This window comes from Pantoea brenneri (assembly GCF_038594305.1).
GTDB classification, from domain to species: domain Bacteria; phylum Pseudomonadota; class Gammaproteobacteria; order Enterobacterales; family Enterobacteriaceae; genus Pantoea; species Pantoea brenneri.
In genome coordinates, this window is sequence record NZ_JBCGBG010000007.1 from 50,270 (window position 1) to 66,675 (window position 16,406).

Below are 16,406 nucleotides of genomic sequence, written 5' to 3' on the forward strand. Positions count from 1 at the left end.
GAAGGCGGCAAATCAGCTTCGATTTGCCGCTGTCTGTTCAGGATCTGATGATATCGCGGTCACGCAGCAGGTCTAACAATTGGGCGGCAAGTTTTGTAACCAATTGTTCGCCCTCAAGCTGGATATCCGGGCTTTCTGGCGCCTCGTATACGCTATCGATACCGGTGAAATTACGCAGTTCACCAGCGCGTGCTTTGCGATAGAGTCCCTTGGGATCGCGCGCTTCGCATACCGCCAGCGGCGTATCGACAAACACCTCAATAAACTGGCCCGGCTCCAGCAGATCGCGCACCATCTGACGCTCGGCGCGGTGCGGCGAAATAAAGGCGGTCAGGACCACCAGTCCGGCGTCCACCATCAGTTTCGCCACTTCGCCGACCCGACGAATGTTCTCTTTGCGATCGTCATCGCTGAAGCCGAGATCGCGGCACAGCCCGTGACGCACATTGTCGCCATCCAGCAGGTAGGTGCTGACGCCAATGCGGTGCAGCGCCTGCTCCAGCGCGCCCGCCACGGTTGATTTTCCCGAGCCAGACAGCCCGGTAAACCACAGCACCACGCCCTGATGGCCATGCTGCTGTTCACGTGCGGCGCGGGTCACCGGATGGTCATGCCACACCACATTATCATCGTGGCCGGCCATTATTGACCGCCCAGCAGATCGCGCGCGTTCCAGTGTGGGAAATGACGGCGCACCAGCGCATTCAGTTCCAGCTCGAAGGCGCTGAACTGTCCCTGATGGGTCGGCGCATCCTGTTTCGGCTGATGGATCATGCCGGCACCCACAGTGACGTTGCTCAGGCGATCGATAAAGATCATGCCGCCGGTCACCGGGTTCTGTTGATAGCTGTCGAGCACCATCGGCTCATCAAAGGTCATCTCAATCAGGCCAATGCCGTTGAGCGGCAGCGAATCGACATGGCGCGTTTCCAGCGAGTTGATCTCCACCTGATGCAGCACTTTCTCAACCCGGCCACGCGCTTTTTTGCCGGCGATTTTCACGTCGTAGCTCTGGCCAGCCTGCAACGGCTGCTCTGCCATCCAGACCACATCCACGCTGGCGGACTGGACGGCACTCAGCTCAGCGCTGGCATCCACCAGCAGATCGCCACGGCTGATATCAATCTCATCCTGCAGCACCAGCGTAATCGCTTCACCGGCCCCGGCTTCCTGCAGATCGCCATCAAAGGTCACAATGCGGGCAATGCTGGATTCGACACCAGATGGCAGCACTTTGACCCGCTGTCCAACCTGCACGCTGCCCGACGCCAGCGTACCGGCATAGCCACGGAAATCGAGGTTCGGACGGTTAACGTACTGGACCGGGAAACGCATCGGCTGATGATCCACCACCCGCTTCAGTTCAACCGTCTCCAGCACGTCAAGCAACGTCGGGCCGCTGTACCATGGCATGGTCTGGCTGGCTGACGCCACGTTATCCCCTTCCAGCGCCGACATCGGCACAAAGCGAATATCGAGATCTTCCGGCAGCTGGGCGGCAAAATCGAGGTAATCCTGTTTGATTTGCTCGAAGATATCCTGTTTGTAATCCACCAGGTCCATCTTGTTGATCGCCACCACCAGGTGTTTGATGCCCAGCAGCGTCGAGATAAAGCTGTGACGACGGGTCTGATCCAGCACCCCTTTACGCGCATCAATCAGCAGGATCGCCAGATCGCAGGTTGACGCACCGGTCGCCATGTTACGGGTGTACTGCTCGTGGCCCGGAGTATCGGCAATGATAAACTTGCGCTTTTCGGTAGAGAAATAGCGATAGGCCACATCAATGGTGATGCCCTGTTCCCGCTCCGCCTGCAGACCGTCGACCAGCAGCGCCAGATCGAGCTTTTCGCCCTGGGTGCCGTGACGCTTACTGTCGTTATGCAGCGAAGAGAGCTGATCTTCATAGATCTGACGGGTGTCATGCAGCAGGCGTCCAATCAGGGTGCTTTTGCCATCATCGACGCTGCCGCAGGTGAGAAAACGCAGCAGGCTCTTGTGTTGTTGTGCGGTCAGCCAGGCTTCAACGCCGCCCTGGTCGGCAATCTGTTGTGCAATTACGGTATTCATCTGGCGTCTCCTTAGAAATAACCCTGACGTTTTTTCAGTTCCATCGAACCGGACTGATCGCGGTCGATCACCCGACCCTGACGCTCACTGGTGGTGGAGACCAGCATCTCTTCAATGATCTCCGGCAGCGTCTGCGCCTCAGATTCCACCGCGCCGGTCAGCGGCCAGCAGCCGAGAGTACGGAAACGCACCATGCGCTGTTTGATCACTTCACCCGGCTGCAGGTTGATACGATCGTCATCGATCATCATCAGCATGCCATCGCGTTCCAGTACCGGACGCGGTGCGGCGAGGTAAAGCGGCACGATCTCAATGTTTTCCAGGAAGATGTACTGCCAAATATCCAGTTCAGTCCAGTTCGACAGCGGGAAAACGCGGATGCTTTCGCCCTTGTTGATCTGCCCGTTGTAGTTGTGCCACAGCTCCGGACGTTGGTTTTTAGGGTCCCAGCGATGGAAGCGGTCACGGAACGAGTAGATACGCTCTTTAGCGCGCGACTTCTCTTCATCACGACGTGCGCCACCGAAAGCAGCATCAAAACCGTATTTGTTCAGCGCCTGCTTCAGCCCTTCGGTTTTCATGATGTCGGTATGTTTGGCGCTGCCGTGCACAAACGGGTTAATGCCCATCGCCACCCCTTCCGGGTTGCGGTGAACCAGCAGCTCCGCGCCCATCGCTTTGACGGTGCGATCGCGAAATTCGTACATTTCGCGGAATTTCCAGCCGGTGTCCACATGCAGCAGCGGGAACGGCAGCGTGCCAGGATAAAAGGCTTTACGCGCCAGGTGCAGCATCACTGAGGAGTCTTTACCGATTGAGTACATCATCACCGGGTTGCTGAACTCCGCCGCCACTTCGCGAATGATGTGGATACTCTCCGCCTCCAGCTGACGCAGATGAGTGAGTCGTTTTTGGTCCATGATTTTCCCTCAAGCCAGATTGACAACGGCGGACTCGCGAGCCCCCTGCTGTGCCGAATGTTGAAACCAGGCGAGTTGCCCGTGCAAATTGACCACTTCTCCGATCACCAGCAGTGCCGGAGTGGGTGCCGAGGCGGCCAGCGCCTCGAGTTGTTCTAAGGTACCGGTCACTACCTGTTGATCCTGACGGGTGCCGCGGCTGATCACCGCCACCGGCGTCGACGGCGCGCGGCCGTGCTGAATCAGCGCTTCGCTAATCAGCGCCGCCTTCACCGTGCCCATATAGATCGCCAGCGTCTGACGCGCACGCGCCAGCGACGGCCAGTCAATGTCGTCACCATCCGGACGACAATGACCGGTAATAAACATCACGCTCTGCGCGTAATCGCGGTGAGTCAGCGGAATACCGGCGTAAGCGGTGGCTCCGGCGGCGGCGGTGACGCCCGGCACCACCTGGAACGGAATGCCAGCCTGCTGTGCCGCCTGCAGCTCTTCGCCGCCGCGGCCAAAGATAAACGGATCGCCACCCTTGAGGCGCACAACCCGCTTGCCCTGCAGCGCCAGCTTAACCAGCATCTGATTGGTCTCTTCCTGCGGCACCGAATGCGCACCCGCCCGTTTACCGACGCAAATGCGATCGGCATCGCGGCGAACCAGCTCCAGCACCTCGTCACTGACCAGATGGTCATACAGCACCACATCGGCCAGTTGCATCACCTGCAGGCCGCGCAGCGTCAGCAGACCGCTGTCGCCCGGACCGGCCCCCACCAGAATAATTTCACCCTGTCGGCCTGGTTCATCGAGCAGCTCACGGTCCAGCGTGCGTTTCGCCTCATCCACATTGCCAGCCGACATCTGGCTGGCAAACAGGCCGTTGAATGCCCGCTCCCAGAAACGGCGGCGGTCAGACATGCGGTGAAAACGCTGTTTAACTTTGTCACGCCACTGTCCGGCCACCTCAGCCATCTGGCCGAGGTTAGCGGGCAGTAGCGTCTCCAGTTTTTCACGCAGCATACGCGCCAGCACCGGCGCAGTGCCGCTGGAGGAGATCGCGACCACCAGCGGTGAGCGGTCAACAATCGAGGGGAAGATAAAGCTGCATTTCGGTTGATCGTCCACCACGTTCACCAGCTTCTGGCGCGCGTTGGCAGCCTCGAAGACCGCCGCGTTGAGGGCATTGTCATCGGTGGCGGCGATCACCAGGAACACGCCGTCGAGCTGGGCAGGATCAAACGCGGTCGCCAGCCACTCCAGCTGCTGCGTCTCGAGCAGCGCCTGCAGTTCAGGGCAGAGTTCGCGCGCGGCAATCTGCACGCGCGCACGCGCACGACGCAGCAGTTCAATTTTTCGCGCTGCGATATCTCCACCGCCGACAACCAGAACCGGGCGGCCAGAGAGATCGGCAAAAAGGGGCAGATAGTCCACGTTAACCTTAGTGTTGTAACTTTGCGTTAACGCGACTATACGTCCCTGAGTTTATCCAGATGAAATTACGAATTGGAATGAGTAGTTACCGAATGGAATAACGGCCCCGCTAAGCACAGAACAATTTGATCTTAACGACGGATAATTAATGGGTTATCCGTGACCGTGCTCACAGATTATCGGCTGGCGGAAGCCGCAAAAAACCGGCCGTCCTCCATCAAAAACAGACAATGGCCAGCCGAAGCGCCGTTCGCTACGCCAGCCGGCCTGATTCTGTCGATAGTGCACCGCAGCAAAAAGGCTATAATAGCGCCCGGCATGACGGGCCCGGTGCAGCATGCCGGACCGGTATCTGAAAAATGAAAAAGGATGCACTATGTTTTCTTCCCTCCGATTGAGGGCGGCGGCGGTTTTAATTGGCGCGCTAATTTCCCCGCTGGCACTTGCCAGCCAGCCCGGCCACTTTGCCGAACAGCAGGTTCGCCACATCGCCACCTGGTTCCCTGGCCGGATGACCGGCAGTCCAGCCGAACTGATGGCGGCCGACTATCTGCAACAGCAATTTACCGCACTCGGTTTCAAGACCAATACCCGGCAGTTCAACACCGGCTATAACTGGCAGGAAAACGACGGCAAGTTACGCTGGCGTAAGCTGACGGCGACCTCGGTGATTGCGGCCCGCGCCGGCAGTGAACCGCAGGAGATTCTGATCGTCGCGCATCTGGATACCTGGACGCCGCACAACAGCAGTCAGACTAACCAGAACCTCGGCGGCCTTCGCCTGCAGGGGGTGGATGATAACGCCTCAGGTCTCGGCGTGATGCTGGAACTGGCGCAACAGCTCAGTCAGCGACCACTGCACTACGGCGTGCGCTTCGTGGCGCTCAGTGCCGGTGAGGCGGAGATGCACGGTATGGACGATTACGTTGAACGGATGAGCGCCAGAGAGAAGAAGAACACCCTGCTGGTGATCGATCTCAACAGCCTGATTACCGGCGATCACCTCTATTTCAATAGCGGAATGAATACGCCACGAGCGGTACGCAAGCAGACCAGCGAACGCGCCCTACTACTGGCGCGCCAGCACGGCATTTCTGCCGCCAGTCATCAGTTAAACCGCAAGGATGCCGACGGCCTGAACGCCTTTGATAAAGCGGGCTTTCCGCTGCTTGACGTGACGGCCAGCAACTGGACGCTGGGCAACCAGGACGGGGCGCAGCAGCGTCATCGCAGCAGCCATTTTCCTGAGGGTACCACCCGACATCAGACCGATCGGGATAACCTCAGTTACCTCGACCGCTGGCTGCCCGGCCGGATTACCGTCCGCACCCGCGACAGCGTTAACGTTTTGCTGCCGCTGCTGAGTGAGCTCACTAACCCTAAAGTCTAAGGAACGGTTATGTACGTCGTGTCTCTCGATTATTTTCGTCCGATGGAAGAAGTAGAAGCGTTGCTGGCAGCGCATATTGCATGGCTGGATCGCTATTTTGATGCTGGAGCAGTGATCGCAGCGGGACGCAAAGATCCGCGGACCGGCGGGTTACTGCTGCTGAAAGAGATGCCGCGCGAGCAGCTGGATGCGCTGCTGGCGGAAGATCCGTTTGTTGCGGTGGCGCACTACACGGTGACCCGCGTGAACGTTACGCGGGCGGCGACCGAGTTTGCGGGCCTGAAAGATCTATAAACAACCGGCTTCTCTGGCGGCATAACCGCAGAGAAGCCGGACACAAAACCGTTACCCTTCGTGCAGACCGCACTCGCGCTTGAGGCCGAAAAAGCGCGTCTCTTCTTCTGCCATCCCAGGCTCCCATTTGCGGGTAGTGTGGGTATCGCCTACCGACAGATAGCCTTGATCCCACAGCGGATGGTATTTCAGATTGTGCTGCTGCAGATACTGATGAATCTGGCGGTTATCCCAGTCGATGATCGGCAGCAGCTTAAACACCCCGCGCTGCACGCCGAGCACCGGCAGATTGGCCCGGCTGCCGGACTGATCGCGACGCAGGCCAGCAAACCAGGTCTGCGCACCGAGCGTTTCCAGTGCACGATTCATCGGTTCCACTTTATTGATGTCGTTGTACTTCTCAATTCCCTCAACGCCCTGCTCCCACAGCTTGCCGTAGCGCGCTTCCTGCCAGGCCGGTGAGGTCTCAGCACGGAACACCTTGAGGTTAAGATTGAGCTGGTCTGCCAGCTCATCAATAAAGCGATAGGTTTCCGGGAACAGGTAGCCGGTATCGGTGAGGATCACCGGGATATCGGGCTGCTGACGCGTCACCATATGCAGTGACACCGCCGCCTGAATGCCGAAGCTGGAGGAGAGCACATAGGCGCCCGGCAGATTCTCCAGCGCCCAGCTCACACGCGCTTCAGCAGACGACTTCTCCAGCTGCGCATTGGTGGCCGCCAGCGCCATCGCGCGCTGGACTTTGGACATTTCATTCAGTGCTGCGAGGTCAATCTGACTCATTTTGCCTCCTCCCAGAAATCGCGCGCCGGGTCCAGCACAGGCGCAACGATGCCCGCGCGGATCACGAAGTCACCAAAGCCTTCAGCGGCATGGCGCTCTTTGGCCCAGCGTCCCACCAGTTCATCAATGGTGGCGAGAATTTCGTTTTCGTTAATGTTTTCACGGTACATCCGCGGAATGCGTGTGCCGATGCGATTGCCGCCGATATGCAGGTTGTAGCGGCCTGGCGCTTTGCCAACCAGACCGAGTTCAGCCAGCATGGCACGGCCGCAGCCGTTGGGACAACCGGTAACGCGTAACACTATGTGCTCATCACCCACGCCGTGACCGTGCATGATCGCTTCGACTTTGGTCACGAAGGCAGGCAGGAAACGTTCAGCTTCAGCCATCGCCAGCGGACAGGTCGGGAACGCGACGCAGGCCATTGAGTTCTCACGTTGCGCCGAGACGTTTTCCATCAGCCCATGCGCACGGGCAATCGCTTCAATCTTCGCTTTCTCGCTTTCCGGCACGCCCGCCACAATCAGGTTCTGGTTGGCCGTCAGGCGGAAATCGCCCTGGTGGATTTTGGCAATCTCGGCCACACCGCTTTTCAGCGGACGGTCGGGATAGTCCAGCAGACGACCATTCTCAATAAACAGCGTCAGGTGCCATTTATTGTCGATGCCTTTAATCCAGCCAATCCGATCGCCACGGGTAGTGAATTCGTATGGACGAATCGGTTCAAAGGTGACGCCAGCCCGCTTCTCCACTTCCGCTTTGAAGGTATCAACGCCGACGCGTTCCAGGGTGTACTTGGTTTTGGCATTCTTACGATCGGTGCGGTTACCCCAGTCGCGCTGGGTGGTCACCACCGCTTCGGCCACATCAAGGATCTTCTCCAGCGGGAAGTAACCAAACTCGCTGGCGGTACGGGCGTAAGTGGCTTTGTTACCGTGCTCAATCGACAGTCCACCACCGACCAGCAGGTTGAAGCCCACCAGCTTGCCCTTCTCGGCCACGGCGATGAAGTTAAGATCGTTGGCGTGCAGATCCACATCGTTATGCGGCGGGATCACCACGGTAGTTTTAAATTTACGCGGCAGATAGGTCTCACCGAGGATCGGTTCTTCATCGGTGGTAGCGACTTTCTCCTGATCCCACCAGATCTCAGCGTAGGCACGGGTCCGCGGCAGCAGGTGCTCAGAGAGTTTTTTCGCCCACTCGTACGCTTCCTGATGCAGTTCCGACTCCACCGGGTTAGAGGTGCAAAGCACGTTGCGGTTAACATCGTTGGCGGTTGCCAGCGCATCCAGTCCGACTTCATGCAGCATCTGGTGAGTCGGTTTAACGTTCTTTTTCAGAATGCCGTGAAACTGGAAGGTCTGACGGTTGGTCAGACGGATGCTGCCATACAGGGTCTTCTCGCTGGCAAACTTGTCGATCGCCAGCCACTGCGTTGGGGTAATAATCCCGCCCGGCAGACGGCAGCGCAGCATCATCGCATGACGCGGCTCAAGCTTCTGCTCAGCACGCTCGGCACGAATATCGCGGTCGTCCTGCTGGTACATACCGTGAAAACGGATCAGCAGGAAGTTGTCGCCGGTAAAGCCGCCGGTCAGGCCCTCTTCGAGATCTTCACGAATGGTGCCGCGCAGATAGTTACTCTGCTTCTTCAGGCGCTCAGCGTCGGCTAATTTGCCTTCTACAACCAGCGGTCCAGGGTGTTTTTCGCTCATTAGTAAACGTCTCGCTGATAACGGCGCTCAATGCGCAGCTCACTTAAAAATTCGTCGGCCGCTTCACGATCCATTCCGCCGTGCTCGACCACCACATCCAGTAATGCCTGCTCAACGTCCTTCGCCATGCGATTCGCATCGCCGCAGACGTAAAGGTGCGCGCCTTCCTGCAACCAGCGCCACACTTCCGCTCCGTTGGCGCGGATCTTATCCTGTACGTACACCTTCTCTGCCTGATCGCGTGACCAGGCCAGATCGATTCGGGTCAGCAGACCCTCTTTCACATATTTCTGCCACTCCACCTGATAGAGGAAATCATCGGTGAAGTGTGGATTGCCAAAGAACAGCCAGTTTTTGCCGCTGGCACCGTCGTTTTCGCGCTGCTGCATAAAGGCGCGGAACGGCGCGATGCCGGTGCCTGGTCCAATCATGATCACCGGTGCGTCCGGGTTAGCGGGCAGGCGGAAATTATCGTTGTGCTCGATAAACACCCGCACTTCGCCCTCTTCTTCGACCCGATCGGCCAGCCAGGTTGAGGCGCCGCCGCCGCGCTGGCGACCTTCAATATCAAAGCGTACTGCACCGACGGTGATATGCACTTCAGTATCGGTTTCCGCCTGCGAAGAAGCGATGGAGTAGAGCCGCGGCGTCAGGGGACGCAGTAGTGAGGTCAGCTGCGCTGCACTCAGTTCCGCCGGCGCCAGCCGGATCATGTCAACAATCGGATAGCGCTGCGCATACTGTTGCAGCCGGGCTTTATCATCGACCAGCGCCAGCAGCTCGGCATCACGCGACAGCTGGGCATACTGCGCGACGATCTGCGCCGTATTAACCGTCAGCTCAAAATGTTTTTGCAGCGCTTCGGCCAGCGGCAGGGTCGCGCCCTGTACCTCAACCGGCTCGTCCCCTTTCAGCCAGACCAGTTCCAGCAGTTCGCTGACCAGGGCGCTATCGTTTTCATACCAGACACCCAGCGCATCGCCGGGCTGGTAGCGCAGACCTGACTCACCAAGATCGATTTCGATGTGGCGGACATCTTTGTCAGAATCGCGACCGGTAATTTTCTGGTTCACCGCCAGCGTGGCGCTGAGCGGCGCCTCTTTGGTGTACGGGCTGGTAGTGACTTCATTGACGCTGCCCGCGGCAGTGGCGGCGGCCTGCGTCGGTGATTCGGTCGGCACGCGCTGCTTTAAAATCTCTGTCAGCGCACTGCGCCAGGCCGTGGCCTGATCGGCATACTCAACGTCAGCATCCACCCGATCCAGCAACCGCTCTGCGCCCAGTTCCGCCAGCCGGCTGTCAAAATCTTTGCCTGCTTTGCTGAAAAACTCATAAGAGGTGTCGCCCAGGCCAAACACCGCAAACGCGGTGCCATCCATTTTCGGGGCCTTTTTCGACATCAGGAACTTATGCAGCGCCACCGCCTCTTCCGGCGGCTCCCCTTCACCCTGGGTGGAGGTCACCACGACCAGCAGCTTTTCCTGACCGATTTGTTTGAATTTATAATCGCCGGCATTCACCAGGTTTACATTCAGTCTGGCTGCCTGCAGGTCATCACGCAACTGTTCAGCCAGGCGGCGGGCATTGCCGGTTTGCGAAGCCGAGAGCAACGTAATCGCTGGCGCTTCTGCTGCGGCCGGTGCCGGGGCGCTGGCCACTGCGTTACCCGGGGTCTGTTCTACCCTGCCCCAGAAATAACCTGACAGCCACGCCAGCTGGGTGGGGGAATAATCGGTCGTCGCCGCCTGTAAGCGAGCGAGTTGTTCCGGGGAGAGCGGAAGCAGTGAACCTGGTGCCTGAGTCGTCATCGCGTTAAAAATTCCAGTATCAGAAGTCCGGACCGTAAAATGGCGGAAGAGTGCGTAGGTTACCGGCCCGTATATTAACGATTAAATACACCTTCGACATATCAAATAACCAAAATGACTAAATGGTTTTCCTGGTAGGATTAATCGGCAAAAGTGGTAAGTAAAGCGGCGATATATCAGTTAATTAGCTGGGACCGGGGAAGGAAATGGGCCACAACGCGGGCGCATTGTGTGATCTGAGTGCGAAAAATACGGTTATCAGGTAGAATTTAGCGGTTTTTTAATGTCTGAGAACCACTATGTCTACCACTTTATTTAAAGAGTTCCAGTTCGAAGCCGCACACCATTTACCTAATGTGCCGGCCGGACACAAATGCGGTCGTCTGCACGGTCATTCCTTCCTGGTTCGTCTGGAGATTACCGGCGAAGTGGATGCGCACACCGGTTGGGTGATCGACTTTGCCGAATTGAAAGCGGCGTTTAAGCCGGTCTACGATCGTCTCGACCACTACTATCTCAATGATATTGCTGGGCTGGAAAACCCGACCAGCGAAGTGCTGGCAAAATGGATTTGGGATCAGATGAAGCCTCGCCTGCCGCTGCTCAGCGCAGTGATGATCAAAGAGACCTGTACTGCCGGTTGCGTCTACCGCGGTTAACGCTGTCGGATCGAACCCTTCGATCCGGCGCTGCTGCTCCCCTGATTCCCCGAAACGGTTAACTCCCCTGCGGACCGCACGCCTGCCCGGTCACCCCATGGCTGAGGTGCCGCTGCCTACCGCCCGCTTCTGTCAGGCGATATTGAGATATTTGTGGGTTTGCATCGACAAACGCCAGTTGCGCGCAATGCAGGTCTCGATGCAGAGTCGGGTCGCTTCATCTTTGCGGCTGATCGGCTGTAAGGCAATGATGCGCGGTTTCGCGTCATCAAGGCCGGCCAGTAGCGCATCCAGTGCCTCGACATCACGCTGGCGCGCCACCGGATGTTTGATTTCATCGGCCCGAACCAGCGCCTGCGGCAGCACATCATAGCCGCCACGCATATTAACCTTGGGTGAAACCGTCACCCAGGTCTGTTCAGAACAGCGGATCTCATGGGTGCCGCTGGTCTCTATCTGGCACTGGAAGCCGTGCTGCTCCAGCACCGTGGTTAACGGACGCAGATCGTAAATCGCCGGTTCACCGCCGGTGATCACCACATGGCGCGCGGTCCAGCCCTGCTGCTGGATGGCGTTCAGCAAGGTTGCCGCATCGGCATCGCCCCAGGCATCACTTTCCACGGTTTTAATTAAAATATCGCCCAGCGACGTTTCCCGATCCGCCCGCTTTTCCCAGGTATGTTTAGTATCACACCAGCTACAGCCCACCGGACATCCCTGTAAGCGGATGAAGATGGCGGGTACGCCGGTATAAAAACCTTCGCCCTGTAGCGTCTGGAACATTTCGTTAATCGGGTATTGCATTACGGACTCGCTTGAAAAAAACAGGGCGCTGATTATGGCAGATTTGCCGCGCAGCTCAACCACGCGTTGTGCCTTTTCTCCGCGCCGGACAAAAGCTAAAACGTCACAAAGAGAGACTTCAGACGGCTAACAGGCTCAAAAGGTGGATGGCAAGGATCGAATAACAAAGCGTCCCGCGCAAAGGACAAAAATGTCGGGAGCGTTTTTGAACAACGCAAAGCGTTGGCCCGGTAACGGGCGCACCTCAGGGATGAGGTGCGTAATCGCGCGGGCCGAGCCGGCAGGGATGACGCTTTTGCGTCTTTGCGATCGGGCCTTGCCATCCGCGTCCGCACACCGCCACCAACAAAAAAGCCCCGCACAAGGCGGGGCTTCAGAGGCCGATAATGTCACTTAACGCGACATCAACGCACAGTCATTACTGACCTTTAACTTCTTTCAGACCGTTGAATGGCGCTTTAGAACCCAGCGCTTCTTCGATACGGATCAGCTGGTTGTACTTAGCAACACGGTCAGAACGGCTCATTGAACCGGTTTTGATCTGGCCCGCTGCAGTACCTACCGCCAGGTCAGCGATGGTTGCATCTTCGGTTTCGCCTGAACGGTGAGAGATCACGGCAGTGTAGCCCGCGTCTTTCGCCATTTTGATCGCTGCCAGCGTTTCGGTCAGAGAACCGATCTGGTTGAATTTGATCAGAATGGAGTTAGCGATACCTTTTTCGATACCTTCTTTCAGGATTTTGGTGTTGGTCACGAACAGGTCATCACCCACCAGCTGGATTTTGCCGCCCAGAACTTTAGTCTGATACGCGAAGCCATCCCAGTCAGATTCGTCCAGGCCATCTTCGATAGAGACGATCGGATACTGCTTAGTCAGATCTTCCAGGAAGTGGGTGAACTCTTCTGAAGTAAAGGCTTTACCGCCTTCACCGGCCAGCACGTATTTGCCATCTTTGTAGAACTCAGAGGCCGCACAGTCCATCGCCAGCGTGATGTCTTTGCCCAGCTCGTAGCCTGCTGCTTTTACCGCTTCAGCGATAACGGCCAGCGCTTCAGCGTTGGAACCCAGGTTTGGCGCATAGCCACCTTCGTCACCTACCGCAGTGCTCATGCCTTTGCTTTTCAGCACTTTCGCCAGGTTATGGAATACTTCAGAACCCATACGGATCGCTTCTTTCACGTTTGAAGCGCCAACCGGCTGAATCATGAATTCCTGGATATCAACGTTGTTATCGGCATGCTCGCCGCCGTTGATGATGTTCATCATTGGCAGTGGCATAGAATATTTGCCTGGGGTGCCGTTCAGTTCAGCGATGTGCTCATACAGTGGCTGACCTTTAGAGGCTGCCGCCGCTTTCGCCGCCGCCAGTGACACGGCCAGAATGGCGTTAGCACCGAAGTTGGATTTGTTCTCAGTACCGTCCAGGTCGATCATGATTTTATCGATGTTCGCCTGATCTTTCGCGTCTTTGCCTTTTACCGCTTCAGCAATCGGGCCGTTTACCGCAGCAACAGCTTTGGTCACGCCTTTGCCCAGGAAACGAGATTTGTCACCGTCACGCAGTTCCAGTGCTTCGCGTGAACCAGTAGAAGCTCCTGATGGCGCTGCTGCCAGACCAACGAAACCGCCTTCCAGATGCACTTCTGCTTCAACAGTCGGGTTACCACGTGAGTCGATAATTTCGCGACCGATGACTTTTACGATTTTGGACATTACGTTTTTCCTCAGTACAAGTTAGTCAATCCTAAGACAAACAACGCGCGAAAAGTTCGCGCGCTGCTCGTGAATCTTACTTCGCTAAACGCTTCTGATGCTCATGTGCCGCTTTCACGAAGCCGGCAAACAACGGATGGCCATCACGTGGTGTCGAGGTAAACTCCGGGTGGAACTGGCAAGCCACAAACCACGGATGGTTCGGGATTTCAATAATCTCAACCAGTTGATCATCCCCTGAGCGACCCGCAACCCGCAGACCGGCTGCTTCAATCGGCTTCAGCAGCATGTTGTTAACTTCATAACGATGGCGATGGCGCTCAACGATGGTGTCAGAACCGTACAGCTGGCGAACCTGGCTGCCCGGCGTTAACTGACACTGCTGGCTGCCCAGACGCATGGTGCCGCCCAGATCGCTCTGCTCGCTGCGCACTTCAACGTTGCCGTTTTCGTCACGCCATTCGGTAATTAACGCCACTACCGGATATTTACAGTCTGGCACAAATTCAGTGGAGTTGGCGCCTTCCATCCCGGCGACGTTACGGGCGAACTCCATCAGTGCCACCTGCATGCCAAGACAGATGCCGAGATACGGCACGTTATTTTCACGTGCGTACTGCGCGGTCATCAGCTTGCCTTCGACGCCACGGTAACCGAAGCCACCAGGAATCAGAATCGCATCCAAATCTTTCAGTAATTCGACACCGCGTGATTCGACATCCTGCGAGTCGATCAGTTTGATGTTCACGGTGACGCGATTTTTCAGGCCGCCGTGCTTCAGCGCTTCAATCACCGATTTGTAGGCATCCGGCAATTCAACGTACTTGCCCACCATCCCGATGGTGACTTCACCGCCCGGATTGGCTTCTTCGTAAATCACCTGCTCCCACTCGGCCAGATTGGCTTCCGGTGCATTCAGATTGAAGCGTTTGCAGATGTAGTCATCCAGGCCCTGCGACTTCAGCATGCCCGGGATCTTGTAAATCGAATCGACATCTTTCAGCGAAATAACCGCTTTTTCCGGCACGTTACAGAACAGCGCGATTTTGGCGCGTTCGTTGGCTGGAACGGCGCGGTCAGAACGGCAGATCAGCACGTCAGGCTGAATACCGATAGAGAGCAGCTCTTTGACCGAGTGCTGGGTCGGTTTGGTTTTCACTTCACCGGCTGCTGCCATATACGGCACCAGCGTCAGGTGCATATACATGGTGTGCTCACGGCCTACATCCACCGCCATCTGACGAATGGCTTCAAGGAAAGGCAGTGATTCGATATCGCCGACCGTGCCGCCGATTTCGACCAGCACCACATCGTGGCCTTCGCCGCCTTCAATGATGCGCTCTTTAATGGCGTTGGTGATGTGTGGAATCACCTGAATAGTGGCACCCAGATAGTCGCCGCGACGTTCTTTACGCAGCACTTCAGAGTAGATACGGCCAGTGGTGAAGTTATTACGACGCGACATTTTAGTGCGAATGAAGCGCTCGTAGTGACCCAAATCCAGATCGGTTTCAGCCCCATCATCAGTGACGAAAACTTCACCGTGCTGAGTCGGGCTCATGGTGCCTGGATCCACGTTGATATACGGGTCCAGCTTCATGATGGTCACGTTAAGACCACGGGCTTCGAGAATGGCTGCGAGGGAGGCTGCGGCAATGCCTTTACCCAGAGAGGATACGACCCCGCCGGTCACAAAAATATAATTCGTTGTCATGCTGAACCTGAGAGTTTAGGTTTAAAGACGGTGGAATAACCAGGACGGGAAAACAGTATACTGGAAACCGCTATCAGCCACAATTGATGAATCACAGCCATCCTCCAACGCAGTGCTGCGGCTAACATAGCGGATAGCCGTTAATGAAATGTTGATGTACGTCACAAAGTTGTCGCCGCGCTGAATCGTGTAAGCTCAAGCGGCGATTTTATACACAGCGCTGGAATAATCAGCATTTCTCGCTGATTTTCACCTGCTGCCAGGCCGCTTCCATCTGTTCCAGCGTGGCGCCAGGCATGCTCAGCCCCTGCGCGGCAATGATCGCTTCAACCTGGCGGAAGCGACGCTCAAACTTGTCATTAGCCTTTTGCAGCGCGGTTTCAGCTTTGCTGCCAAGATGGCGCGACAGGTTCACCGTGGCGAACAGCAGGTCACCGATCTCCTCCTCCAGCTTCTGGCTGTCCACCACACTTTGCTGCGCCTCGTGCATCACTTCATCGATCTCTTCGTGCACTTTGGCGACCACCGGCCCCAGCGTGTCCCAGTCAAAGCCGACATTGTGGCAACGCTTCTGGATTTTATGGGCGCGCATCAGCGCCGGCAATGCTCTGGGAATGTCGTCCAGCGCCGAATGCTGGGCTTTTTCCGCCCGCTCGGCGGTTTTTATCGCTTCCCAGTTTTTCAGCACCTCGCCGCTGGTTTCCGCGCTGGCGTCAGCAAAAATATGCGGATGACGGCGCTCCAGCTTGTCGCTGATGGCGTGGCAGATATCCTCGAAGGTAAAGCGATCCTGCTCGCTGGCCATCTGGGCATAAAACACCACCTGGAACAGCAGATCGCCCAGTTCGCCGCGCAAATCGTCAAAATCCTCGCGCTGGATAGCGTCCAGCACTTCATAGGTCTCCTCCAGCGTATACGGGGCAATGGTGGCGAAGGTCTGCTCACGATCCCACGGACAGCCGTGTTGCGGATCGCGCAGGGTTTTCATAATGCCAAGCAGGCGATCGATGGCGTTCATTCAGGAAAATCCTTTGCGGTTGGTCTTGAGGTGGCGCGTATACGGCGCCTGAAGTGCAGCACGCCAGCCCGGCCGTTCGCCTCAGT

General features: G+C 57.0%; 14 protein-coding genes. 3 read left to right on the forward strand and 11 right to left on the reverse strand.

The annotated features are described in order from the left end of the window. Positions 1-37: 37 nt before the first annotated feature. From cysC to cysG, 4 genes are read right to left on the reverse strand one after another with little or no spacing between them, the layout of a single operon-like run. Positions 38-643, reverse strand: coding sequence for an adenylyl-sulfate kinase (gene cysC / locus AABB92_RS19765; RefSeq protein WP_031374748.1), 606 nt, complete (start codon positions 641-643; stop codon positions 38-40). Continuing rightward, complete coding sequence (cysN, locus tag AABB92_RS19770) at positions 643-2,070, reverse strand: sulfate adenylyltransferase subunit CysN (protein ID WP_031374747.1); 1,428 nt, start codon at positions 2,068-2,070, stop codon at positions 643-645. Before cysN ends, cysC begins: the two co-directional genes overlap by 1 nt. A gap of 11 nt (positions 2,071-2,081) precedes the next feature. Beyond that, positions 2,082-2,990 carry a sulfate adenylyltransferase subunit CysD gene (gene cysD, locus AABB92_RS19775; RefSeq protein WP_031374746.1) on the reverse strand — a complete coding sequence of 303 codons (909 nt, stop codon included), beginning with the start codon at positions 2,988-2,990 and terminating at the stop codon, positions 2,082-2,084. 9 nt (positions 2,991-2,999) lie between these two features. Then, positions 3,000-4,415 (reverse strand): siroheme synthase CysG, encoded by a 1,416-nt coding sequence (gene cysG, locus AABB92_RS19780; RefSeq protein WP_046289599.1) that lies wholly within the window; start codon positions 4,413-4,415, stop codon positions 3,000-3,002. A gap of 376 nt (positions 4,416-4,791) precedes the next feature. Between cysG and AABB92_RS19785 the strand changes: the two genes are divergently transcribed. Beyond that, a complete protein-coding gene (locus AABB92_RS19785) occupies positions 4,792-5,805 on the forward strand; it encodes an aminopeptidase (RefSeq protein ID WP_031374743.1) in 1,014 nt (337 codons plus the stop codon). Positions 5,806-5,814: 9 nt separating this feature from the next. Continuing rightward, the gene (locus AABB92_RS19790) at positions 5,815-6,099 is read left to right on the forward strand and encodes a YciI family protein (RefSeq protein WP_031374742.1); all 285 of its coding nucleotides are present in this window, start codon (positions 5,815-5,817) and stop codon (positions 6,097-6,099) included. Positions 6,100-6,150: 51 nt separating this feature from the next. Here AABB92_RS19790 and AABB92_RS19795 read toward each other — a convergent pair whose 3' ends face one another. Genes AABB92_RS19795 through cysJ form a run of 3 tightly spaced genes read right to left on the reverse strand, consistent with a single transcriptional unit; the run spans position 6,151 to position 10,411 of the window. Beyond that, the gene (locus AABB92_RS19795) at positions 6,151-6,885 is read right to left on the reverse strand and encodes a phosphoadenylyl-sulfate reductase (protein ID WP_046289598.1); all 735 of its coding nucleotides are present in this window, start codon (positions 6,883-6,885) and stop codon (positions 6,151-6,153) included. Beyond that, positions 6,882-8,603, reverse strand: a complete 1,722-nt coding sequence (gene cysI / locus AABB92_RS19800; protein WP_031374741.1) for an assimilatory sulfite reductase (NADPH) hemoprotein subunit — start codon at positions 8,601-8,603, stop codon at positions 6,882-6,884. Before cysI ends, AABB92_RS19795 begins: the two co-directional genes overlap by 4 nt. Beyond that, complete coding sequence (gene cysJ, locus AABB92_RS19805; protein ID WP_031374740.1) at positions 8,603-10,411, reverse strand: NADPH-dependent assimilatory sulfite reductase flavoprotein subunit; 1,809 nt, start codon at positions 10,409-10,411, stop codon at positions 8,603-8,605. Before cysJ ends, cysI begins: the two co-directional genes overlap by 1 nt. A 299-nt stretch (positions 10,412-10,710) precedes the next feature. On the opposite strand from cysJ, the gene queD reads away from it, so the two are divergent. After that, entirely contained in the window at positions 10,711-11,070 is a 360-nt protein-coding gene (gene queD, locus AABB92_RS19810; RefSeq protein WP_031374739.1) for a 6-carboxytetrahydropterin synthase QueD, read from the forward strand. A 132-nt stretch (positions 11,071-11,202) separates the two neighbouring features. Here the strand turns inward: queD and queE are convergent, their stop codons facing one another. The 4 genes from queE to mazG all read right to left on the reverse strand — a co-directional run bounded on the left by queE (position 11,203) and on the right by mazG (position 16,320). Then, entirely contained in the window at positions 11,203-11,874 is a 672-nt protein-coding gene (gene queE / locus AABB92_RS19815; protein WP_031374738.1) for a 7-carboxy-7-deazaguanine synthase QueE, read from the reverse strand. Positions 11,875-12,292: 418 nt separating this feature from the next. Continuing rightward, entirely contained in the window at positions 12,293-13,588 is a 1,296-nt protein-coding gene (gene eno, locus AABB92_RS19820; protein WP_031374737.1) for a phosphopyruvate hydratase, read from the reverse strand. Between the two features lie 76 nt (positions 13,589-13,664). Then, the gene (gene pyrG, locus AABB92_RS19825) at positions 13,665-15,302 is read right to left on the reverse strand and encodes a glutamine hydrolyzing CTP synthase (protein WP_031374736.1); all 1,638 of its coding nucleotides are present in this window, start codon (positions 15,300-15,302) and stop codon (positions 13,665-13,667) included. Positions 15,303-15,531: 229 nt separating this feature from the next. Then, positions 15,532-16,320, reverse strand: a complete 789-nt coding sequence (mazG, locus tag AABB92_RS19830; RefSeq protein ID WP_031374735.1) for a nucleoside triphosphate pyrophosphohydrolase — start codon at positions 16,318-16,320, stop codon at positions 15,532-15,534. Positions 16,321-16,406: the final 86 nt, after the last annotated feature.